The sequence below is a fragment of the Kinneretia sp. DJ1R-11 genome (assembly GCF_025717595.1).
Taxonomy (GTDB): domain Bacteria; phylum Pseudomonadota; class Gammaproteobacteria; order Burkholderiales; family Burkholderiaceae_C; genus Paucibacter_A.
Map to the genome: position 1 here is coordinate 509,912 of NZ_JAJIRR010000001.1, position 21,432 is coordinate 531,343.

The 21,432-nt window shown below is 67.0% G+C and carries 18 protein-coding genes; 10 read left to right on the plus strand and 8 right to left on the minus strand.

Annotated elements, in window-relative coordinates; genetic code table 11:
- Nucleotides 1-44 precede the first annotated feature (44 nt).
- Entirely contained in the window at nt 45-1,016 is a 972-nt protein-coding gene (locus LNV23_RS02130; protein WP_263561432.1) for a M14 family metallopeptidase, read from the plus strand.
- A gap of 23 nt (nt 1,017-1,039) precedes the next feature.
- Here LNV23_RS02130 and LNV23_RS02135 read toward each other — a convergent pair whose 3' ends face one another.
- Both LNV23_RS02135 and LNV23_RS02140 read right to left on the minus strand, forming a co-directional pair.
- Complete coding sequence (locus LNV23_RS02135; protein ID WP_263561433.1) at nt 1,040-1,924, minus strand: substrate-binding periplasmic protein; 885 nt, start codon at nt 1,922-1,924, stop codon at nt 1,040-1,042.
- Nucleotides 1,925-1,958: 34 nt separating this feature from the next.
- Nucleotides 1,959-2,333, minus strand: coding sequence for a VOC family protein (locus tag LNV23_RS02140; RefSeq protein WP_263561434.1), 375 nt, complete (start codon nt 2,331-2,333; stop codon nt 1,959-1,961).
- A 123-nt stretch (nt 2,334-2,456) separates the two neighbouring features.
- Between LNV23_RS02140 and LNV23_RS02145 the strand changes: the two genes are divergently transcribed.
- Together LNV23_RS02145 and LNV23_RS02150 are read left to right on the plus strand one after the other, a co-directional pair.
- Complete coding sequence (locus LNV23_RS02145) at nt 2,457-3,644, plus strand: GGDEF domain-containing protein (protein ID WP_263561435.1); 1,188 nt, start codon at nt 2,457-2,459, stop codon at nt 3,642-3,644.
- 130 nt (nt 3,645-3,774) lie between these two features.
- Entirely contained in the window at nt 3,775-5,166 is a 1,392-nt protein-coding gene (locus LNV23_RS02150; protein ID WP_263561436.1) for an acyl-CoA thioesterase/bile acid-CoA:amino acid N-acyltransferase family protein, read from the plus strand.
- A gap of 112 nt (nt 5,167-5,278) precedes the next feature.
- On the opposite strand, the gene metW is transcribed toward LNV23_RS02150, so the two are convergent.
- The 4 genes from metW to LNV23_RS02170 all read right to left on the minus strand — a co-directional run bounded on the left by metW (nt 5,279) and on the right by LNV23_RS02170 (nt 9,800).
- Complete coding sequence (gene metW / locus LNV23_RS02155; protein WP_263516384.1) at nt 5,279-5,857, minus strand: methionine biosynthesis protein MetW; 579 nt, start codon at nt 5,855-5,857, stop codon at nt 5,279-5,281.
- On the minus strand, nt 5,854-6,993 hold the full coding sequence (gene metX / locus LNV23_RS02160; protein WP_263561437.1) for a homoserine O-succinyltransferase MetX: 1,140 nt from the start codon (nt 6,991-6,993) through the stop codon (nt 5,854-5,856). The genes metW and metX overlap by 4 nt, the downstream gene beginning before the upstream one ends.
- 173 nt (nt 6,994-7,166) lie before the next feature.
- Nucleotides 7,167-9,038 carry a signal peptide peptidase SppA gene (sppA, locus tag LNV23_RS02165; protein WP_263561438.1) on the minus strand — a complete coding sequence of 624 codons (1,872 nt, stop codon included), beginning with the start codon at nt 9,036-9,038 and terminating at the stop codon, nt 7,167-7,169.
- Between the two features lie 102 nt (nt 9,039-9,140).
- Nucleotides 9,141-9,800, minus strand: coding sequence for a glutathione S-transferase N-terminal domain-containing protein (locus LNV23_RS02170; protein ID WP_263561439.1), 660 nt, complete (start codon nt 9,798-9,800; stop codon nt 9,141-9,143).
- A 135-nt stretch (nt 9,801-9,935) separates the two neighbouring features.
- Here LNV23_RS02170 and LNV23_RS02175 point away from each other — a divergent pair, with 135 nt between their 5' ends.
- Complete coding sequence (locus LNV23_RS02175) at nt 9,936-10,625, plus strand: hypothetical protein (RefSeq protein ID WP_263561440.1); 690 nt, start codon at nt 9,936-9,938, stop codon at nt 10,623-10,625.
- 478 nt (nt 10,626-11,103) lie between these two features.
- Here LNV23_RS02175 and LNV23_RS02180 read toward each other — a convergent pair whose 3' ends face one another.
- Complete coding sequence (locus LNV23_RS02180; RefSeq protein WP_263561441.1) at nt 11,104-11,733, minus strand: glutathione S-transferase family protein; 630 nt, start codon at nt 11,731-11,733, stop codon at nt 11,104-11,106.
- Nucleotides 11,734-11,936: 203 nt separating this feature from the next.
- On the opposite strand from LNV23_RS02180, the gene LNV23_RS02185 reads away from it, so the two are divergent.
- The 6 genes from LNV23_RS02185 (at nt 11,937) to LNV23_RS02210 (ending at nt 17,525) form a co-directional block, all read left to right on the plus strand.
- Nucleotides 11,937-12,788, plus strand: coding sequence for a class I SAM-dependent methyltransferase (locus tag LNV23_RS02185; RefSeq protein WP_263561442.1), 852 nt, complete (start codon nt 11,937-11,939; stop codon nt 12,786-12,788).
- 128 nt (nt 12,789-12,916) lie between these two features.
- Nucleotides 12,917-13,477, plus strand: coding sequence for a cytochrome b (locus tag LNV23_RS02190; RefSeq protein WP_263561443.1), 561 nt, complete (start codon nt 12,917-12,919; stop codon nt 13,475-13,477).
- 149 nt (nt 13,478-13,626) lie between these two features.
- Entirely contained in the window at nt 13,627-14,433 is an 807-nt protein-coding gene (locus LNV23_RS02195; protein ID WP_263561444.1) for a serine hydrolase, read from the plus strand.
- A 28-nt stretch (nt 14,434-14,461) separates the two neighbouring features.
- On the plus strand, nt 14,462-15,058 hold the full coding sequence (locus LNV23_RS02200) for a GNAT family N-acetyltransferase (RefSeq protein WP_263561445.1): 597 nt from the start codon (nt 14,462-14,464) through the stop codon (nt 15,056-15,058).
- Nucleotides 15,059-15,183: 125 nt separating this feature from the next.
- Complete coding sequence (locus tag LNV23_RS02205; RefSeq protein ID WP_263561446.1) at nt 15,184-16,341, plus strand: YjgN family protein; 1,158 nt, start codon at nt 15,184-15,186, stop codon at nt 16,339-16,341.
- Nucleotides 16,335-17,525 (plus strand): M48 family metallopeptidase, encoded by a 1,191-nt coding sequence (locus tag LNV23_RS02210; RefSeq protein ID WP_263561447.1) that lies wholly within the window; start codon nt 16,335-16,337, stop codon nt 17,523-17,525. The genes LNV23_RS02205 and LNV23_RS02210 overlap by 7 nt, the downstream gene beginning before the upstream one ends.
- A 30-nt stretch (nt 17,526-17,555) precedes the next feature.
- Here LNV23_RS02210 and LNV23_RS02215 read toward each other — a convergent pair whose 3' ends face one another.
- On the minus strand, nt 17,556-21,191 hold the full coding sequence (locus tag LNV23_RS02215; RefSeq protein ID WP_263561448.1) for an alpha-1,6-glucosidase domain-containing protein: 3,636 nt from the start codon (nt 21,189-21,191) through the stop codon (nt 17,556-17,558).
- Between the last annotated feature and the right edge of the window lie 241 nt (nt 21,192-21,432).

A 21,432-nucleotide genomic window follows, 5' to 3' on the forward strand; every position in this document is an offset into this window, starting at 1 on the left:
GAGTCGTGAGTCGTGAGTCGTGAGTCGTGAGTGAGGGTGTGGACATGCGGGAAGAGTTAGCTGTTGAACTGAGTCCGCCGGAGATCGGCGCTTACCGGGAGGGTGGCAGCGGCGTGGACTATGTTCATGTGCTGGACTCCGGCCGCCCTGGCCCCACCGTCATGGTGCAGGCCCTGACCCATGGCAATGAGCTCTGCGGCGCCATCGCCCTGGACTGGCTGTTCCAGCAAGGCATGGGTCGCACGCTGCAGCCGCTGCAAGGGCGCTTGATCCTGAGCTTTGCCAATGTCGAGGCCTACACGCGCTTCGACCCGGCCGACCCGAATGCCTCGCGCTGTGTCGATGAAGACTTGAACCGGGTCTGGAGCGACGCGCAGCTGTTTGGCTCGCGCGACTCGCTGGAGCTGCGCCGCGCTCGCGCCTTGCGCCCTTTCGTCGACAGCGCTGATTTCCTCTTCGACATCCACTCGATGCAAGATGCCTGTCGACCGCTGATGGTCTGCGGCTTGCTCGACAAAGGTGCAGCCTTTGCGCGCGAGCTGGGCATGCCCGGTGACTTGCTGATCGACACCGGTCATCCCTCGGGTCTGCGCATGCGCGACCGCGGCGGTTTCGGCGACCCAGCCAGCCCGAAGAACGCCTTGCTGATCGAATGCGGCCAGCATTGGGAGCAGCGCTCGGCCGAGGTGGCCATTGATGGGCTGGTGCGATTCCTGCGCCTGACCGGCATGGTCAGCGCCGACTGGGCCGAAGCCCGCCTGCGCTTGCCTCTGCCGGAGCGCCAGCACACCATCCGGGTGGACGAGGCCATCACCGCCTTGAGCAGCAACTTTCACTTCACCCTGCCAGCGCCCGTGCGCGGCCTCGATGTCATCGCCGAAGCGGGCACTGTGTTCGCAGCCGATGGCGACACCATCTTCAAAACTCGTTATGCCAACACGGTGCTGGTCATGCCCAGCCTCAAGCATGGGCTGCCGGGGAACACCATGGTGCGCTTGGGCAGATTCGAGGACTGAGTACCCAACACGAGCAAGCATCCCTAAGGCGCCACCACCACATCGGCCCGCAAGACTTCCGGCGGGTAGTAGTGCTGCAGCGAGCGCAGCAGACTGCCATCGCGCGCTGACCGGGCCAAGGCTTCGCGCAGCAGGGCCAGGTCAGCGGGCGACAAGGCCTGCGTAGAAAGATAGGCGCCGACCTCGGAGCGAGGCAAGCCAGCCAAGGCCTGAAAGCGCATATCGTCGATGGCTGCCAGCTGCGGCAATGCTTCCTGGTCGGGGCCAGGCGCATGCACGGCGGAGTACAGCAGCGTCGGCGGCAGGATGCTGAACTCCACCCGGCCGCTGCGCAGCATCAGCAGAACGGTGCGCAGGTCAGTCACGTAGTCGACCCGTTTGTCCGCCTCCAGCTGGCGCAGCAAGGCGTCGTATTCATCGCCCCAGGTGTAGGAGCGCACCACGGCCGCGCGCCAGCTGCCGCGCGCCAGCAAGCTGCGCACATCGTTGGGCGGCACCTCCTTGCTCGCCTTCAGCGTGATCAGCGTCGGCGTCAGCTTGAGCATGGGCACGAACACGGCTCTGCGGTCGCGCTCGGCGGTGCGCGAGGCCGGCAGGAAGAGGTCGGCTTCGCGACTGTCGAAGAACATCAACGCCAACCGGGCCCGCGGCACGACAGGAAAGCTGAACTCGCAGCCCAGCCGCTCGCCAATCTGGCGCATCAGGTCTGGGTACACACCTTGGACTTGCTCACCCTTGACCAGGGCATTGAAGCCGGTCGGCGCGACCGGCATGCTGATCGTGCGCGAGCATTGCGCCTGAACGGCCAAGAGCGGGCCGGCCAGCGCGAGACCCAGCAAACAGCCACGCCCACAGTCAAACAGGCGCGCCGCAGCCGGCGTGTTGCTCGGAGCAGGCGCTGCCGTCATGCTGCCATGCCGACTATGGGTTCAAGGACTGTGCTCAGGCCGCTTTGACACAAAAGGCATTGAGCTTGTTGCCGTCCAGATCGCGGAAGTAGGCCGCATAGAAGCCACCACCACGCGGGCCCGGTGCGCCCTCGTCCTGGCCGCCCAGAGCCAGGGCCTTGGCATGCAAGGCCTGGACTTTCTCTTCGCTGTCCACGGCCAGGGCGATCATGACGCCATTGCCGACACTGGCGGCTTGCTCGTCGTAGGGCTTCATGACGGCGAAGCCGGGCTTGTCCATGCTGAGGCCCCATGCGTAGCCGCGGCCAAAATCCATCAGCCGTTTGATACCGAGGACGGCGAACAGCTCGTCATAGAAAGCAGCGGCGCGCGGCAGGTCGTTGGTGCCCAGGGTGGTGTAGCCGATCATGGGTTTCGCTCCTCGGATTGCGGTGCTTGAAGTATCGGCCAGGCTCGCCATGGCTGCGTCAGTTCGGGCCGCTGGCACTGAAAATTTGTGCGATGCTGGCGGCCAAAGCCCCAGCGCAGCACCATGGACGAGCCCCATGCCAACAGTCTTTACAGCGAACAGCTGAAGCGGGGCCTGGGTCGCCTGAATTTCTTACCGCCGCTGGAGCAGGAGTACCGCCGCTACTGTGCCCAGGGCATACGCTGGCGCTTTATCAGCACCTCTTTGCTGGCTCTGCTGATTTGGGCTGTTTTCTGGATGACTGATGGTTGGCGCCAGCAAGCGCTCGCCGAGCCTGCGCAGTTCCAGACCCTGATCGACCGTGTGCAGCAGTTGCGCCTCGGCGTGATGCTGGTGCTCCTGCTGGCCTTGGCCGTGCTGGCCCTGGCGCGCGACATCGAACGGGTGCTGTGGGCCATGTTTCTGATGGGGCTGGCCCTGGCCGACGGAGCGGCCCTGGCCTTGCTCTGCTACCAGCGCATGGGCTTGCCCTCTGAGAGCAGCGTGCTGGTGCTTGCCATGGTGACGCAGTTCATGCCCATCGGCGCGCGCTTTCGCTGGCACCTGGCTCTGGCTCTGAGCTTTCTGAGCTCGGTGCTGCTCATGGCCGTGCTGACACCCGAAGAGGCGCTGCGCGACGCGCTGCTGCGCATCTGGCTGGTGTTGCTGCTGACCTTGCTGGCCTGTGCCTTTGGTGCCTACTGGCGCGAGTACCTGCGGCGCGAGCAGTTCCTGCACCGCGGCCTGGCCCAATGGCTGGCCCTGCATGACGAGCTCACCGGCCTGAGCAACCGCCGCCTGTTCAAGCAGCATTTGCAGACCACCATGGCGCAGGCAGCGCGCGATGAGCGGCCCCTGGCCCTGATGCTGATCGACGTCGACCATTTCAAGCGCTACAACGACCGCTACGGCCACGACGCTGGCGACCGTGCCCTGCAGCGCGTGGCCGCCGTGCTGGCAGGCCAGGCCCAACGCCCGCTGGACTTGGCCGCGCGCATGGGTGGCGAAGAAATGGCACTGCTGCTCTACGACATCCGGCCCGAACACTTGGAAGAACACGCCAAGGCGGTGGTCACAGCCATGGCCGCGGAAGGCCTGGCGCATGAGGACTCCCCGACAGCGCCGGTGCTGACCCTCAGCCTGGGCGCCGCGCTGATGCGGCCGGGCGAGGGGCCGGAGCGCTTGTACCAACGTGCTGATGCCCTTCTGTACCAGGCCAAGAACGCGGGGCGGAACTGTGCATGCGTGGAGGGCGGCACCCGGGGCGGCTGAGCCCAGCCGAACAGGCCAGGCCTGCGGTCGATTCGTCGCCGCTTCTGTCGATCCGTCGCCCAGGCCCGGCAGCGCCGCTCCGCCTTGGCGAGACTGCGTCCATCAACTCCCCCCACTGATGGAGCCACCCATGCCAAGCACCCTGAACCGAGTCACCCTGGCCTTGAGTCTGAGCCTCGCAGCTTCGCTCGCGGCCGCCTACCAACTTGCAGCCGCGCCAGCAGCCGCGGTTTTGGAAGGCGAAGCCCAGATCCTGTCGCTCAGCGGCGCCAAGCCGGGCGAGCGAATCACCCTGCGCCTGAGCCGTCGCGCCGATCTGCCTGGCATGGGCCCCTCGCTGCTGCGCGCCGAAGCCATCTTCCAGGCCGATGCGCAAGGCCGCATTGACACCAGCCGCCAAGCGCCGCTTTCGGGCAGCTACGGCGGCATCGACGCCAGCGGCCTGTTCTGGTCGGCGCTGCCGGTGCGCGGCGAACCAGCGCCCGCCGCCGCGACCGATGCCGATGGCACTCGCTTGCAATTGGAAGCCTGGGGCCAAGACGCAGCCGGTGCGCCCAAGTCCCTGACCGAACAAACGCTGCACTGGCTGCCGGCCCAGGCGCGGATCGAAAGCCGCAGCGCCGAGCCCCTGCCCGGCGCACAGCTCCTGCTGCCGCGGGTACATACGGCCAAGCTACCTGTGGTGATCGTCTTGGGCGGATCGGAAGGCGGATCCCTCATGTCCCGCCGCCTGGCCGAGGCCCTGGCTGCGCGCGGCTTCGCCGCCCTGGCCCTGCCCTACTACTCACCGCCGCGCTGGGGCGCGCAAGGCCCGATGGCGCCGGAACTGCCCGCCTTACCGGCCAGCTTTGCACGCATCGAACTGGGCCAGCTGGAAACGGCACGCGACTGGCTGCGTCAACAGCCCGAGCTGGACGCCAGCCGCATCGCGCTCTGGGGCGCCTCCAAGGGCGCGGAATTCGTGCTGGCCGGCGCCAGCCGCATCGCCGGCTTCAAGGGCGTGGTCGCGGTGGTGCCCAGTGATGTGATCTGGGAAGGCTTCGACATGATGCAGGGCGCCATGGCTCAGCCCTCTTTCAGCTGGCATGGCGAAGCCCTGGCTTTCGTGCCCTACAAGGGCTACCAGGAAGAGGTGGCCGGCTTCATGAGCGGCCAGCCCGTGCACCTGCGCCGCCCGCACGACGCCGGCCGCGCAGCGCAGCCAGAAACTGCCAGCGCGGCACGCATCGAGGTCGAGAAGATCGCCGCGCCGCTGCTGCTGATTGCTGGCAGTGACGACCAAGTCTGGGATTCCGGCGGCATGGCCCGTGCCATCGCGTCCCGCCGGGCAGCCGCTGAACTGCCCACCGAGTTGCTGCTGTTCGAAGGCGCCGGGCACGGCATCATCGGTCTGGGCAAGCTACCCACCACACTGAACAATGCCGGCCCGATGAAGATGGGCGGCCAAGCCGCCGCCGATGCCAAGGCCCAGCGGCAGGGCTGGGTGCGTACTTTGAGTTTCTTGCGTGAGGTATTGAGGTGAGGGTGGGTGAATCGTGAATCGTGAATCGTGAGTCGTGACGGCCGCCCTTGCTCGCGACATTTACCTGTTCACCCAACCATTCACGACTCACCAATCACGATTCACCCTCCCCTCACCCCCGATCAAACTTGAACACCGCCATGCTCGCCAGCAGGTTCGGAAAAGTCCGCACGGTCTGGCCGTTCTGGATGCCAAAGCTGTCCAGCACGCGCAGGCGGTTCTTGCGCGCCAGCACTTCAAAGTCGGCGTAGGTGCCGACGCGGATATTGGGCGTGTCGTACCACTCATAAGGCAGCACGCGCGTCACCGGCATACGGCCCATCAGCACCTGGGCCCGGTTGGCCCAGTGGGCAAAGTTGGGGAAGCTGACGATGCCCATGCGGCCGACACGCGCGGTCTCGCGCAGCATGGCCTCGGTATTGCGCAGATGCTGCAGGGTTTCCAGCTGCAGCACCACGTCGAAGCTCTGGTCCTCGAAGATGGACAAGCCTTCTTCCAGATTGAGCTGGATGACGTTGACGCCGCGCTGGGCGCAGGCCAGCAGATTGGCGTCATCAAGCTCGACGCCGTAGCCGCTGCAGCCTTTGTGGCGGATCAGGTGATCGAGCAGGGCGCCGGTGCCGCAGCCGAGGTCGAGCACGCGCGAGCCTTCGGGCACCAGGGCGGCAATCTGTTGCAGGACCGAGCTCATTGCAGTTCTCCGGCGATGCGTTGGAAGTAGGCGCGCAGCACGCCGTGGTAGCGCGGGTCTTCGAGCAGAAACGCGTCGTGGCCATGCGGCGCGTCGATCTCGGCATAGGAGACATCGCGCTTGTTGTCGAGCAAGGCCTTGACGATCTCGCGCGAGCGGGCTGGTGAGAAGCGCCAGTCGGTGCTGAAGCTGGCCAGCAGGAACTTGCAGCGGGCGCTGGCGAAGGCGCGGCTGAGGTTGCCGCCATGCTCCCGCGCCGGGTCGAAGTAATCGAGCGCGCGCGTGATCAGCAAATAGGTGTTGGCGTCGAAGTAGTCGCTGAACTTGTCGCCCTGGTGGCGCAGATAGCTCTCGATCTGGAACTCGATGTCCTGGGTGCTGTAGCCGAGCTCGGAGGCGCGCAGCTCGCGGCCGAACTTCTGCTCCATCGCATCGTCGGACAGGTAAGTGATGTGGCCGATCATGCGCGCCACACGCAGGCCGCGCTTGGGCACCACGCCGTGCTCGTAGAAATGTCCGCCATGGAAATCGGGGTCGGTGATGATGGCGCGGCGCGCCACCTCGTTGAAGGCAATGTTCTGTGCCGACAGGGCCGGCGCCGTGGCGATCGCGATGCAGTGGCGCATGCGCTCGGGGTAGCGCAGCGACCAGTCCAGGGCCTGCATGCCGCCCAGCGAGCCGCCCAGCACCGCGGCCAGCTGCTGCACGCCCAGCGCATCGAGCACGCGCGCCTGGGCATCGACCCAGTCCTGCACCGTCACCACCGGAAAGTCGGCGCCGTAGACCTTGCCCGTGGCCGGGTTGATGTGCATGGGGCCGGTGGAGCCGAAGCAGGAACCGAGGTTGTTGATGCCGACAACGAAGAACTTGTCGGTGTCCAGGGGCTTGCCGGGGCCGATCAGGTTGTCCCACCAGCCTTCGCTCTTGTCCTGGCCTTCGTAGGTGCCGGCCAGGTGGTGGCTGGCGTTCAGGGCGTGGCAGACCAGCACGGCGTTGTTGCGCTCGGCATTGAGCGTGCCGTAGGTCTCGTAGACCATGTCGTAGTCACGCAGCTCGGCGCCGCTGCGCAAGCGCAAGGGCTGGGCAAACGCCATGCGCTGGGGGGTGACATGGCCTAGCTGTCCTGCATGAGGCATGGAGAGACTCCTGAAAAAACAAAACCGGCGCCGCTGAGAGGAAAGCGGACGCCGGCTGCGCGGAGTCCCTCTTTAGCGGCATTTTTTGAGCGCCCGCAATTCGGAACAAATCGGCGCTGAGCTGCAATTATAGGGAAGCGCCGAGCGGCGCCCCCTCCTTCACATCGCCATCTTCAGGGCGCCGTGCACAGGCAATGGACAAAGGTGCTGAAGGGTCGGCCACCCTCGGCACGCTCGCTGACAAAGGCCAGGTCGCGCTGCAGCTCCTGCGCCGCCTGCGGCAGCAAGGCCGCGCCGGCACTCAGGCCCAGCTCAGCACGCACGGCGGCGGCGATCGAAGGCGCGACGATCTGGTCCAGGCTGGACAGCAGGCGTTCGACACGACCCATCTCGCGCTCGACATAGATCAGCTTGGGCGCGCCCTCAAGCTTGGCCAGGCGCGCGGCCGCGCGCACGGCGTCGTCGAAGCTGCCCAGGCGGTCGATCAGGCCGCGCTGCTTGGCTTGCGCACCGGTCCAGACGCGGCCCTGCGCCACGGCGTCGATCTCGGCCACGCTCTTCTTGCGCGCGGCCGCCGTCTTGGCCGTGAACTCGCCGTAGATGTGGTTGATGCCTTGCTGCACGGTCGCCGCCATGCGCGGGTCCAGAGGGCGGCGCGGGTCGAAGCCGCCGGCCGTCCAGTTCGTGGTGTAGCCGCCGGTGTGGATGGACAGCTTTTCGAGCAGCTTGTCACCCGTGGGCAGCATGCCGAAGACGCCGATGGAGCCGGTGATGGTGGCCGGGTCGGCAATCACCTGGTCGGAAGACATGGAGACCCAGTAGCCGCCCGAGGCCGCCACATCGCCCATGGAAATGACCACCGGCTTGCCGGCCTTCTGCGTCAGCTCCAGCTCGCGGCGGATGATCTCGGACGCGAAGGCACTGCCGCCGGGCGAATTGACGCGCAGCACCACGGCCTTGACCTTGTCGTCCTCGCGCGCCTGACGGATCAGGCGTGCGGTCGAGTCGCCGCCGATGCGGCCGGCCGAGGCGTCGCCGTCGACGATCTCGCCCTCGGCCACGACCACGCCCACCGAGTCGCCCTGAGGGCTCTTGGGCTTGATATAGGCTTGGTAGTCGGACATGGACACCTGGCGGAAGCTCTTGCCCTTGTCGTCCTTGGCGCCGCGCTCCATCAGCAACTCGCGCATCTCGTCGCGGGTCTTGAGGCCATCGACCAGCTTGGCCTGCAAGGCCAGCTGCGCCGTGTCGCCCTTGAGCGCGGTGAGGGTCTCGGGCAAGGTGTCAATGCCTTTGGCGAGGCTGCCCTTGGGCAGCTTGCGCGCCGTTTCGACCGCGCCGGTGTAACGCTCCCAAAGGTCGCCGTAGAGATACGCCTCCGCCTCCAGCGCTTCCTTGGACGGGCCGTTGGCGAAGTAGGGTTCGGCGGCGTTCTTGAAGGCGCCCACACGCAGCACATTGGCGCTGACGCCCAGACGGTCGAGCGCGTCCTTGTAATAGGTCCGGTAGCGACCGAAGCCTTCGATCATCACCATGCCCATGGGGTGCAGATAGACCTCGTTGGCACGCGCGGCCAGGTAGTAGCCGCGCTGGTTGTAGCCGTCGCCATAGGCCAGCACCGGCTTGCCCTTGGCCTTGAAGCGATCGAGAGCCGCCGCCACCTCGCCAAGTCCGGCCAGGCCCGCGCCCGAGAACTCATCCAACTGCAGCAGCACACTGCCGATCTGAGGGTCGAACGCGGCCGCATCCAGGGTGGCCAGCACATCGCGCAAACGGGTCTGTTGCTGATGCTTGCCCTGCAACTGGGCCATGGCCTGGTCGCGCGCCGAGCCCGAGAACTGCTCGACCAAGGGGCCTTGCAGATTCAGCACCAAGGTGGTCTTGTCCTTGAGCGGTGTGGGGCCACGCGAAAACAAACCCACCAGGAGCAGCACGACCAGCAGCAGCAAAAACAAGTTGAGCAAGGCGCGCCGGCTGGCATCGAGCAGCCACCAGAACTTGCCCACCACCCACCACAGACCCGAAAACACTTGCTTGACTGCCATGCCGGCTCTCCCTTTCGAAGGACGTACGCAGTGCCCTCACTGCGATGCCGCCGATTGTGCAGCAGGCCCCGCGGCCCCGCCGGAAGCCACGGCAGCTTCGGTTCAGCTCAGCTCTACGGCCTCGCGCCAGACGGGCTGCTTCACCATCACCGCCTCGAACAGCGGCGTGGCCAGCAAGCGCTGCAGCCAGGCCTGCACGGCGGGCAGCGGCGCCGCCGCAAAAGCCGGTAGGTCTACCGCCGCAAACTGGCGCACAAAAGGCAGCAGCGCCATATCGGCCAGACCACAACGCGGCCCGCAGAGAAAAGCCTGCGCTCGCAAGGCCTGCTCCATGGGACGCAGCTGCAGCGCCAGGGCGGCCTCGAACATGGCCGAAGGTTGGTCGGGCGGGTCCTGGCGCTGCGGGTATTTGTAGCGGTCCAGCAGGCGCTTGAATGGCCCATCGTTGCGCTCGACCCAGGCCAGCTGCTGCTCGATGGGCGCCGCGCTCAGCCAGGCATCCGGGTCGGCCTGCCCCAGGGCCCAGCGCATGATCTCCCAGCTTTGTTCCAAGACCTCACCATCCGGCAGAACCAGCACCGGCACCGTGCCCTTGGGCGAGGCCTGCAGCATGGCAGCGGGCTTGGCGCGCAGCTCGATCTCGCGCGCCTGCACAGCAACCCCGGCCTGCTGCAGGGCCAGGCGAGCCCGGATGGCGTAAGGGCAGCGCCGGAAGGTGTAGAGCACAGGCAGGGGCACGGGCAATGTCTGGGGCTGGGTCATGGTGGCGGCCGATTGTGCGGCAAGTGCATCAATCGACTGCGCGAGGCTGCCAGATGGGTTTCAACACCCCGGATCGCGGGATTGCTGCCCCGGGAGGGCGCTGCACAATGCAGCGCTTGCCCCCTGCCCATGCCCATGTCCTCCGTCTTCCTGCTGCGCCGCGCTGCCAAAACCCTCGAGACTTCGCGCGCTTCCCTGTTGGCAGATGGCCGCTGGGAGCTTGCCGGTAGCAGCGAACGGGCGACCGATTGCATGGCCGCGCTGCACAGCAGCCGCGCGCAGTACCTGGCCTGTGACCTGCGTCTGGCCGACGGCCATGTGCGCCGCCTGCTGCAGCAGCTGCGCCGCTTGCCGCAAGCCCCCAAGGTGCTGCTGCTCAGCTCCTGTGCCCACGACACCATGCTCTTCGACACCCTGGCCGATGGCGCACATGGCTATATGGTCGAGTGCGAGCGCGGCAGCAGCCTGCCTCAGGCCTTGAGCCAGTTGCAGGCCGGCCAAGCCCTGATGTCCCCCGAACTGGCCCGCCAGACCCTGCACAGCATGGGGCTGAGCCGCATCAGCCTGGAGCGCGCCCAGGCCCTGTCTGCCGCGCAAGACCTGAGCCCCGCAATCGGCTCCGCCTGCGAGCCTGAGCAGGCCTTCAACGAACTGACCCGGGCCGAACAACATCTGCTGAGCCTGATCGCCCTGGGCCGCCTGCCCGGCGAAGTCGCGCAGCTCTGGCGCCTCGCCAGTGAAGACGTGGGCCGCCGCATCAGCGCCATCTACGGCAAGCTGCACCGCTGGCAATCGGCTCGCAACCTGGATCTGGCATTGGCCTGATGAAGGGCGGCTGACGGCACAAAGCTGTCGCTCAGATTGGGCGGCGATCGGGCCGACTGGGCACTCTGCTCCGTTCATGTCCCCCGTCGCCCGACTGCATCGGGCGCCTCCTCCTTGACTTCACTTCGCAGAGCACCCAGCCGTCCCGATCCAGCAAGGACTGACCCCTTCGACGAAGGCGCCGACCGTTTGAACTGACAAGGGGTGTCGGGTGAGTGCTGAAGCGAAGTTAAGGAGGAGGTCCGCGCGCAGCGCGGGCCGGGGGACTGAGCCCGGACTCAAACAGTCCTGAGGACTGTTTGAGCCAGGCGAAGGGCTGGGCCGCTGGCCCAGACATGAGCGGAAGCACTCGCCCGGCGCCCCTTGGCACCAGCCCTAGAGTCAAGGTCTGCTATGTGCCAGAAGCGTCCTTCAACCTTCAAAGCCCAAACGAAAAAGGCCTTGCATCTGCAAGGCCTGTTTTGCTGCGACCTAACGATCAGGCTGCAGGTGGCGCGGTGTCGACGAAGCTGGCGCGGGCGCTCAGCTTCTCGAAGTGGCGGGCCAGATTGGCATGTTCGCTGCGCCAGTCCAGTTGCGGAAAGCGGAAGTCAAGGTAGCCGAGGGCGCAACCGACCGCGATATCGGCCAGCGAGAAATGCGTGCCCGAGCACCAGGCACGCTCACCCAGACCCTGGTTCATGGCGACCAAGGCAGCCCCAACCTTGTCCATCTGGCGCTGCACCCAGGCCGCGCTGCGTTGCTCGGGCGTGCGCCCGGCCCAGTGCTCTTCCAGGCGTGCAGCCACGCAGGCATCGAGCACACCGTCGGCCAAGGCTTCCCAGGTGCGCACCTCGGTACGCTCACGGCCGCGCTCAGGGATCAGGCGACCGACCGGCGACAAAGTGTCGACGTACTCGACGATCACCCGCGAGTCGAACACCGCGCCGGTGATGGAGTCCTGGCCTTCCATCACCAGGCAGGGCACCTTGCCCAGAGGATTCATCTTCAGGATGGCATCACTGGCCCAGACGTCTTCCAGCACGAACTGGTAGTCGAGCTTTTTCTCGGCCATCACGATGCGCACTTTGCGAACGTAAGGACTGCTGAGTGAACCGATCAATTTCATAGCGTTTACATCCCTCTTGGATTCATTCTAGCCATGGGACTGTTGCGCCCCAGCCTGTACAAACACCCCGGACTCGGGCAGGCAAGGCTTTCATGCGCGCGACACAGAAAGAAAGAAACACAGCATCGCCGCCACCGGCTCGCGCGCAGCGCAAGAAGTAGCGGTAAAAATGCCGCCACTCACAAAAAGCTGGAGGGATTGCCATGACACACCCGGACGCCCCGCCGCCTGCCGCCGCACAGACGCGCCAGCAAGCCCTGCAGAACAGTTTCAACAGCGAGGCGGGCGGCGTGGCCGCCGTCTTCTCAGGCAAGGCGGCCGACTACCAAGCCGCCCGGCCCGACTACCCCCTGGCCCTGCTGCAGCACTTGCGCCAAGGCTTGCCAGCCTCCGCCCATGTGGTGGATCTGGGTGCGGGCACCGGCTTGCTGAGCGCCGGGCTGCTGCAGCAAGGCCTGCGCGTGACGGCCGTCGAGCCCAGCCCCGCGATGCGCAGCGCGGCTGAGCAGGCACTGGGCCAAGAGCCCCGTTTTGCCAGCAGCGCCGGCAGCGCCGAGGCCACCGACCTCGCCCAGGGCTGTGCTGATCTGATCACCGCGGCCCAGGCCTTCCATTGGTTTGACATCGAAGCTGCACGGCGCGAATGCCTGCGCCTGCTCAAGCCCGGCGCTCAGGTGGCCCTGATTTGGAACGACCGCGAGCGCGAAGACCCGCTGCAGCAAGAACTCGACGCGCTCTTCGATGCCTTCGGCGGCGCACGCCGTGCCGCCCAGAAAGAGCATATGGGCCAGGGCGACGAGGCCGAACGCGCCGGCCTGCCCCTGTTCTTCGGCGGCGTCGTACCGGCCCGCCTGCATTGGCCTCACGAGCATTGGCTGGACGAGGCAGGCCTGGCCAGCTTGGCCTTCTCGCGTTCCTACATTCCGGCGCGCGCCAGCGACGAGGGTCAGGTCTTGCTCGGGCAACTGAAGCGCTTGTTTGCCCGGTTCGCGAATGGCCCAAGGCTGGCGATGCGCTACCGCACGCTGGCCGTGATCGGTCGGCCGGCCGAATGAGGCGGCAAGGGACGCAGCTTGGTCCCTGCGTGCGGGTCCCTTGCCCCATGACCTTCGTGCCAGCGCCCGCCCCGGGGCCAGAATCGCCCACCCTCAACCTCACCCTGGCTGCCGCGCCCCTGCCCCACATGAACACCGCCACCGCACCCCTGAGCCGCACCACCGTCACCCTGCACTGGCTGATGGCGCTGGCCATGATCGGCCTCACATCGGTCGGCCTCTATATGGCCGAGTTCGAAGTCTGGGCCCTCTACCCCATCCACAAATCGGTCGGCATTCTGGTGCTGCTGCTGGCCGTGCTGCGCGCTGCATGGCGGCTCAAGGAAGGCTGGCCGGCCCCCACCGGGCAGGCCTCGGCCCTGCAGCAGACCCTCGCCAAGGCGGTGCACTGGCTGCTGCTGCTCAGCACCCTGGCCATGCCCATCAGCGGCATGATTTTTTCAGGGGCCGGCGGCCATGGCTTCGGCATCTTCGGCCTGACGCTGATGGACCACCGGCTCGACCCGAACAAGCCCGGCGAGGTGCTGCCCCTGAACGCCGGACTGAGCGAGCTGGCGCACAGCCTGCACAGCCTCATCGGCTATGTGCTGATCGCCGCCGTGTTGCTCCATGTGGCCGGGGCGCTCAAGCACCATCTGCTCGACCGCGACGCCAGCCTGCGCCGCATGTTGGGCCGGTCCACGCCCTGAGCCCGGGCATCCTCCCTGGCGGACGCCTTGGAGCCAAGCAGAATAGAGGCTTCATGCTCCTGTCCTGTCCGAGGCTCCACTTGCTGTCCCACGCCGCCCCCTCACCTCGCCCTGAAACGCACTCTGCCTGGCGCCAGCGCAGCGCTCTCGTGCTGCTGAGCCTGATCGCCAGCACCGTCCTCGCCAAATTGCCTGATGCGCCGCTGCAGCTGCCCGTCAATGCCCGCCATGCCCTGGTGCTGGAGAACGGCAGCGGCAAGGTGCTGATGGCCAAGGATGCCGACACCCAGGTGCCGATCGCCTCGCTGACCAAGCTGATGACGGCCATGGTGGTGCTCGATACCAAGGCCGACCTGAAGGCGCGCATCCGCATCCAGCGGGAGGACGTCGACACCCTCAAGCACAGCCCCTCGCGCGTGCCCGTGGGCGCCCAGATGACGCGCGGCGCGGCCCTGCAACTGGCCCTGATGTCCTCGGACAACCGCGCCGCCGCCGCCCTGGCCCGCACCTTGCCCGGTGGCCTGCCGGCCTTCGAGCAGGCGGTGCACGCCAAGATTCGCGCGCTCGGCCTGACGCGCACCGAGATCGCCGAACCCACCGGCTTGTCCTCACGCAACCGCTCCACCGCGGCCGAGATGGCCAAGATTGCCGCAGCGGCCGCGCGTTACCCGCAAATCAGCAAGATCAGCAGCGACGCCAAGGAGAAGGTGCTGATCAACGGCCGGCCGGTCGAGTTCCGCAACACCAACCGCCTGGTCGGCCGCAAGGGCTGGGACATCCGCCTGTCCAAGACCGGCTACACCGAGGAAGCCGGCCGCTGCCTGGCCCTGCGTCTGAAAGACAAGACCGGCCAGGACCTGACCGTGGTGCTGCTCGACGCCGAGGGCTCGGCCGAGCGCCTGGCCGACGCGACCAAGATTCGCAAGACCCTGGAACGCCACCGCAAGCACAGCTGAACTGACTCACCGGAAGCGAGATTGCCGCATGCACCCGACACCATCCTCCAGCCCTATCACGTCCGCACCACGCGTGCTGCTGCGCCCAGTCAGCGAGGACGACCTGCCGCGCCTGGCCGCCCAGGCCGCCGATCTGAGCGAACGCAATGAGTTCGAAGGTTCGATGCTGCGCGGCCCGCAGTTCTTCAAGAAGCGCTTTGCCGAAGACGGCTTCTCCAGCAACGAGGCCGAGCGCCTGGTCGTCTGCGATGCCGACAGCGGTGAGCCGATCGGCTCCGCCTCACATTTCCTGGCCCACCGCTACTCCAGCGCGCGCGAGCTTGGCTGGAAGATCGACGACCCGGCCCGCCGCGGCCAGGGCTGGGGCACGGCGGCCGCGCGCGCCCTGATCGACCATGTGTTTCATAACTTCGAAGTCCACCGTGTCTGCGCGGCCCTGGCGCCGGGCAATCTGGCCTCGCGCCGGGTGGCCGAGAAAGCCGGCCTGCAGTTCGAAGGCCGGCTGCGCGGCGTGATCTTCATCAACGGCCTCTACCTCGACAGCGAGGTCTTCGGCCTGCTGCGGCCGGAGTGGCAGGCCCGCCGTGCCGGACCGACCCGGGCAGACCCTCTCCCCCTGAGGTAGGAGTGCGTTGCCAGCCGCGTCGAGGCTGGGGCACACTGCGCGCCCGTGGCGGCTGCCGATCGCTGCCGCTGCAAAACAACGACGAATGCCTCCGTTCGAGAGGCGCCAAGGGAGAGGACCCCACCATGTACGAACTGCCCGACGCGGGCTGCTACGCCGCGCCCGCGCCCACGGTCCAGACTCTCGCGATCCGCTTCACCGGCTCCGGCAGCGAGTACTTTCGCATATGGATCGTCAATCTCCTGCTGACCTTGCTAACCCTGGGGCTCTACTTGCCTTTCGCCAAGGTGCGGCGCCTGCGCTACTTCTACGCGAACACAAGCGTCGGCGGCCAGGCCTTGAGCTTCCATGGCCGCCCATGGCCCATGTTCCGCGGCTTTGTGCTGCTGCTCCTGCTCGCCGGCGCCTATGGCCTGGCCGGGCGTTTCTCGCCACTGGCGGGCTTTCTGGCCTACCTGCTGCTGTGCGCGCTCTGGCCGGCGCTGTGGCGCTCGGGTCTGCAATTCCGCTTGGGTAACACACGCTGGCGCGGTCTGCGGCTGAGCTTCCAAGGCGATCTGGCTGGCGCCTACAAAGCAGTGGCGTCGCTCTACATCCCCGCCATGATGTTGATGGCCGGCACCGCTTGGCAAGCCTGGAAAGATCCGATGGCCCGCACGGGAGCGGGCGTCATCGTCGGGATGGTGGGCCTAGTCGGCATGGTGCTGCTCAGCCCCTGCTTTCTAGCCTGCATCAAGCGCTACCAGCATGTGGGCTATGGCTATGCCGATCAGCGCGGGCAGTTCCTGGCGGGCACGGGGAAGTTCTACGGCTTGGTGCTCAAAGGGCTGATGGCGTCCTTGCTATTCCTGGCACTGGCAGTTGGCATTGGCGCGGGTCTGACGATGCTGCAGAAACCCGGTGTGACCGTGACTCCAGCCATCGGCGTGGGCATCGGGATGTTCGGCTATCTGCTGTACTTCATGATGGTCGGCCCCTGGATCACCGCGCGCCTGCAGAACCTGGTGTGGTCCGGCACGCGCAGCGAGCAGTTGGAGTTCCATAGCACGCTGAGCTTTCGCCGCCTGCTCTGGTTGACGATGGTCAACTGGCTGCTCACCGCCCTGACGCTGAGCCTGTACCGCCCCTTTGCCGCGATCCGCACAGCGCGCCTGCGCCTGGAAGCGGTGTCATTGACGGTCCATGGCGATATCGAGGCATGGCAGGTGCGGCCCCAGCAAGAAGCCACCGACGCCACCGGCGAGGCGGCCGGCGACTTCTTCGGCTTTGACATGGGATGGTAAGCCCCGACCTTGCATCGCTGCGCTGGCGCGGCGAGCCCCGCCTGCAGGCCCGGTGGTTTGATGGCCGCAGTGCGCAGGCCCAGCCGGTCTGGGCCTGGCTGAGCGAAGACGGGAAGGGGCTGCTTCTGCAGGCCCGGCCCACCGACGGCGGGGATGACGGCGGGGATGACGGCGGTGACGAAGACGGCGACACACACGCGCCGCAACGGGCAGCAGCACCCGTGCTGGCCTGGCATGCCACTCGCCAGGTGGTCTGGCCCGAACGTCTGCGCCACGGCGAACGCCAGGCCTTGTTGCCCGATGGCAGCGTGCTTTGCGAAGACCCGGCGCCCGAGGGCCGCCAACGCTGGGATGACTGGGCCCGTCAATCCGGCCTGCGCGACAGCTTGACCGTGCGCAGCATGCGCAGCTGGCGCCTGGTCGGCGTGAGCGTGCTGCTGACTGCGGGCCTGCTCGCATCGGCCTGGGTCTGGGGCATTCCCTGGGTGGCTCAACAAGGTGCGGCCCTGATCCCCAGCGCGGTGGAGCGGCAGATCGCCAGCGAGGCGCTGGACCAGGTCGACCGCATGTGGCTCAAGCCCAGCACGCTGAGCGAGGCACGGCAGGAGGAAATCACACGGCGCCTGGCCGCAGCCGTGCGCCGCGACGAAATCCTGCGCGCCGGGCTGGAGCCGCAGGCCGCGCCGCTGCCGGCCTACCGCGTGCATTTCCGTGCCGGCCCCAAGGCCCTGGGGCCCAATGCCTTTGCCCTGCCCGGCGGCGATATCGTGCTGACCGATGCCCTGGTCGAGCTGGCCGAGGACGAGCCCGACATCATCACCGGCGTGCTGGCCCATGAGCTGGGCCATGTGCGCCAACGCCACGGCATGCGCCTGGTGCTGCAGGCCGGCATGGTGGCCGGCGTGAGCGGGCTGCTGGTCGGTGATTTCTCGGCCCTGCTGGCCGGGTTGCCGGCTTTGCTGGCGCAGGCCGACTATTCGCGCGAGTTCGAGCGCGATGCCGATCTTCATGCCCGCCAGATGCTGCAGGCGGCCGGCATCTCACCGCGTGTGATGGTGCGCTTCTTCGAACGCCTCGAGGCCCATCAGAAGCGGCAGGGCCAGGACACATCGCCCCTGCCCATGGCCTTCGCCAGCCATCCGGCACATGCCGAACGGATTGCGTTCTTCAACGCGGCGCCTTGACAAAACAGCGCCGCGTTGAAGCGCGGTGGCTCAGGGCCGCACAAACACCACCGCCGTGCGGGCCGGCAGGCTCAGCACACCGCTGCTCGCATCAAAACTGGCCTGGCGCGCGCGGGCATCGGCGGCGCCGGCCGCGCGGTGCACCGGGTGCAGCTGCAAGGCATGGCCGAGCAGACCCGGCACCGTCAGCTGCTTGGCCTGCTTGTCCACATTGATGGCATAGACCAGCTCCTGGAAGCCGGCGCCGGCATAGCCCTGGCCGTCGATCTGGCCGATCAGCACCGTGGCTTCCTGGGCGGAGCCGGTGTTGTGGAACTTGAGCCGGGCCTTGATGTCCGCAGCGCTGCGCAGACGCAAAAGGCTGCTGCTCTTGCGGATGGCCAGCAGGTCGCGGAAGACATCGCGCGTCCAGACGATGTCCGCCGCGGCAGGCTTGATCAGCGGGTCGGCCAGCAACGGGCGCAGCAGCGACCAGTTGTCGCCGTTGTCGCGCTGCGGCGGCAGGCCGACGCCGAAGTTGTTGTCGGCATAGCTCCAGTCCAGGCGGTTGAACCAGTCGCCCGAGTCATAGCTGTTGCGGTCCATGGACTTGCTGCGCAAGGTGTCCACGCCGGCATGGAAGTAGGCCACGCCCTGGCTGAAGGCATTGATGGCCATGCCCAGCGCCTGCACGCGGGCGCGGTCTTCGCGGCTGGTGCCGGCGGGCAGCTTGAAAACGTTGTTGTCGAACAGGCTGGTGTTGTCGTGGTTCTCAACATAATTGACCACTTCTCCGGGCTCCAGCACATAGCCGGCCGGCAGGCCACCAACATTGATCTGCTCCAGGCGCAGGTTCGCATCCCAGCTGGTCTGCAGCTCGTAGCTGCGGATGGAGCCGGCCAGCGAGGCCTTGATCTGGTCGCCATGCCACATCAGGTCGCCCCGGGTCTTGCCGCCGCCGAAGGCATTGGCGTCATAGAACAGGCCGTTGATGAAGCCCTGGTTGGCGAACTGGTTGTTGCCGCTGTCGAAGGAGCTGCCGCCGCGCACGGCGTCGCGGATGAAGGGGTTGAAGCTGCCGATGCCGGTGCCGTTCAGGCCCAACATATCGGCCTGCACAAAGCGCGCGCCATTGGCCACTTCGCCGAAGTTCCAGCCCTCGCCGAGGATCTGCACCGGGCGGCCGCTGGCGCGTTCGACGGCGGCCTTGAGGTCCACCATCACCGAGCGCGGGTGGTGACCCATGATGTCGAAGCGCAGGGAGCTGATGTGATAGTCGCGCACCCAGACGATGGCCGAGTCCATCATCAGCTTGGCCATCATGCTGTTCTCGGCCGCGGTGTTCTCGCAGCAGGTGGAGCGCTCGATGCCGCCGCTGGCATTCAGGCGGTGGTAATAGCCTGGCACCACCTTGTCCAGCACCGAGGCGCTGTTCAGGCCCGAGGCACTGGTGTGGTTGTAGACCATGTCCATGCCCACGCGCAGGCCGGCGGCGTTGAGCGCCTGCACCATGCGGCGGAACTCGACGATGCGCGCGGCCGGGTCGGCCACGCTGCTGGCGTAGCTGCCTTCCGGCGCGGTGAAGTGGTAGGGGTCGTAGCCCCAGTTGAAACAGTCACTGCCGGCTGTGGCGCTGACCAGGGCCTGCTGGGCCTCGCCGTCGGCGCTGCCGCTGGGATTGGGCGTCAGGCAGCCTTTCTCGGGCACGCTGGCGATGTCGAAGACCGGCAGCAGATGCACATCCGTGAGGCCGCTCTGGGCCAGGGCGCGCAGATGCTTCATGCCGTTCGAGTTGCTCTCAGCAAAGGCCAGGTACTTGCCGCGCTTGTCGGCAGGCACGGTCGGGTCGTTGACCGAGAAGTCGCGCACATGCAGCTCGTAGATGCTCATGTCCGGCGTGGCCAGCACGGTGGCGGGCGCTTGGCTGGCGTCCCAACCGGCCGGCTTGAAGCTGGCGCTTTGCAGATCGGCCACCACGCTTTGCTGGCTGCCCAGGGTCAGGGCCAGGGAATAGGGGTCGGTGACCAGGCTGCGCACCAGGCCGACGCCGCGCACGAACACCGTCACGGCATAGCGGTAGCTGCGGCCGTTCAGCTCACCGGCCAGGCTGCTGCTCCAGGCGCCGGTGGCCGGGTCATGCTGCAGGTTCACGGTCTGGCTGCGGCTGAGGAAGGGGTTGCTGCTCGGTGCGGTCACGATCACTTGCACGGCCTGGGCCGTGGGCGCCCAGAGCTTGAACTGGGTGCGGCCGTTCTTGACCGTGGCGCCGTAATCGTTCACCTCGGCGGCGGCGCTGTAGAGATCATCGAGCGCCCCGGCGATCTGCGCGGTGCTGGCGTTCTGCACCTGGCCAGCTGCGTTTTCCTGCACCAGCACCAGCTGCTGGGTGTGCAGCTGCGGCAGGCGCGGGAGATCGGCCTCGCGCACCTGGAACACACCGCCCGCAGCCACGTACTTGAAGCGCAGGGCCTCGGCCGCCGGCACATTGCCGCTGAAGGCATCGAGAGTGATGGCGCCATCGGCGCCGCTGACTGGCGCGTCCTTGGCCACCACGATCTGGCCGGCGGCCGAGTGATAAAGCTTGACCACCGTGCCGGCCGGCGCCGCAGCTGCGAACACGCGCGGCCACTGCAGCAGGCGCTGGTTGAGCCAGACGGCGCGGGCGTCGCTGCTGGAGACCGAGCGCAGATCGGGCTGCGCGGTGTAAACGGTGGCGTCCTGTTGCACCAACCAGATCTCACCGACCTGGTTCTGGATCTTCAAGCCGGCGTAGTCGACGCGGATGTTGTTGTCGCGACCGTCCTTGTCGTTCTGGTTCGGCGCCATGCCGTGGATGATGAATTCCAGGGCCTTGCGGCCGGCATCGTCACGCGGGTTGAGCACGGGGATGTCAAAGACGATCTCGCCCGCGCCGGCTGCATGGCCGGGCATGGCGTTGAAAGCCACGGGCGCACCCCATTGGTCGATGGGCAGGCCGGCAGGCAGGGCCGCGACATTGAGGCCGCTGCCGTTCCACAGATGCAGGCCCCAGCTGCTGTAGCCACCGTCGAAGCGCTGGTAGTGCACGCGCACGGTGTGCAGATTGGGCACGGGCAGGCCCAAGGGGTTGCTGTTGTAGGTGACGCTGTCGCCTTCGACCCGCCAGATCTCATTGGCGCCGGGCTTGAGCACATAGCTCTGGTCCGCACCGCCCCAGTCCTTCCAGTCGCCCTTGTGCAGCAGGTAGCCGACCGTGCCGCTGTCGGCGGCCAGGGGCACGTCGTAGATGGCGCCGAAGTCGTCACTGCCGCTGGCGTTCCAGCCGCCGTTCCAGGCCGGGCTTTGCGCCGCGCCCCAGCTGTGCAGCTGCCAGCCGCTGGTGTCGCCATCGGCGCGGCGGTAGTGCACGCGCAGCGAGCTGCCCGCGGCCGTGGCCACGCGGGCGGCGGCGGCCTTGGCACGGGGGGTGTCGGGCACCGGGACGGCGGGCACGGGCACCAGCACCGTGGTGTTGGCGTCGATCACGCGCGGCCCGGCCACGCTGGCATCCGCCGCTGCCGCCGTGGCCTGGCTCATGGACGCGGCCCCAGGCTGCTCCGTCTGGCCGCCGCCGCAGGCGCTCAGGACCAGCAAGGCCAAGCCCGCCAATGCCCTGCGTACCTGACCACTCCAGCCCCGTGCGGGCGCCGTCTCGATGTGCGTGTTCATGTGCATCCTTGCTTGGTTTCTTCCAGCTGAAGCAGCGCCCGGGCACCCGTCCGCATGCCGCGGTCGGTTCAGGCGAGGCGATGCTAGTGGAGTAAAACTACATTCGATAGATGGTGGTTTCCCGGTAATTTCTCACGATCAATTGCCAATTTGTAGTCAAAGTACCGATCTAAGCGAATGGAGATCCGGGGCAATAGCGCTCCGGTTCGGGCGCCCACCGGCGCTTTTCATCGCCCTGTCA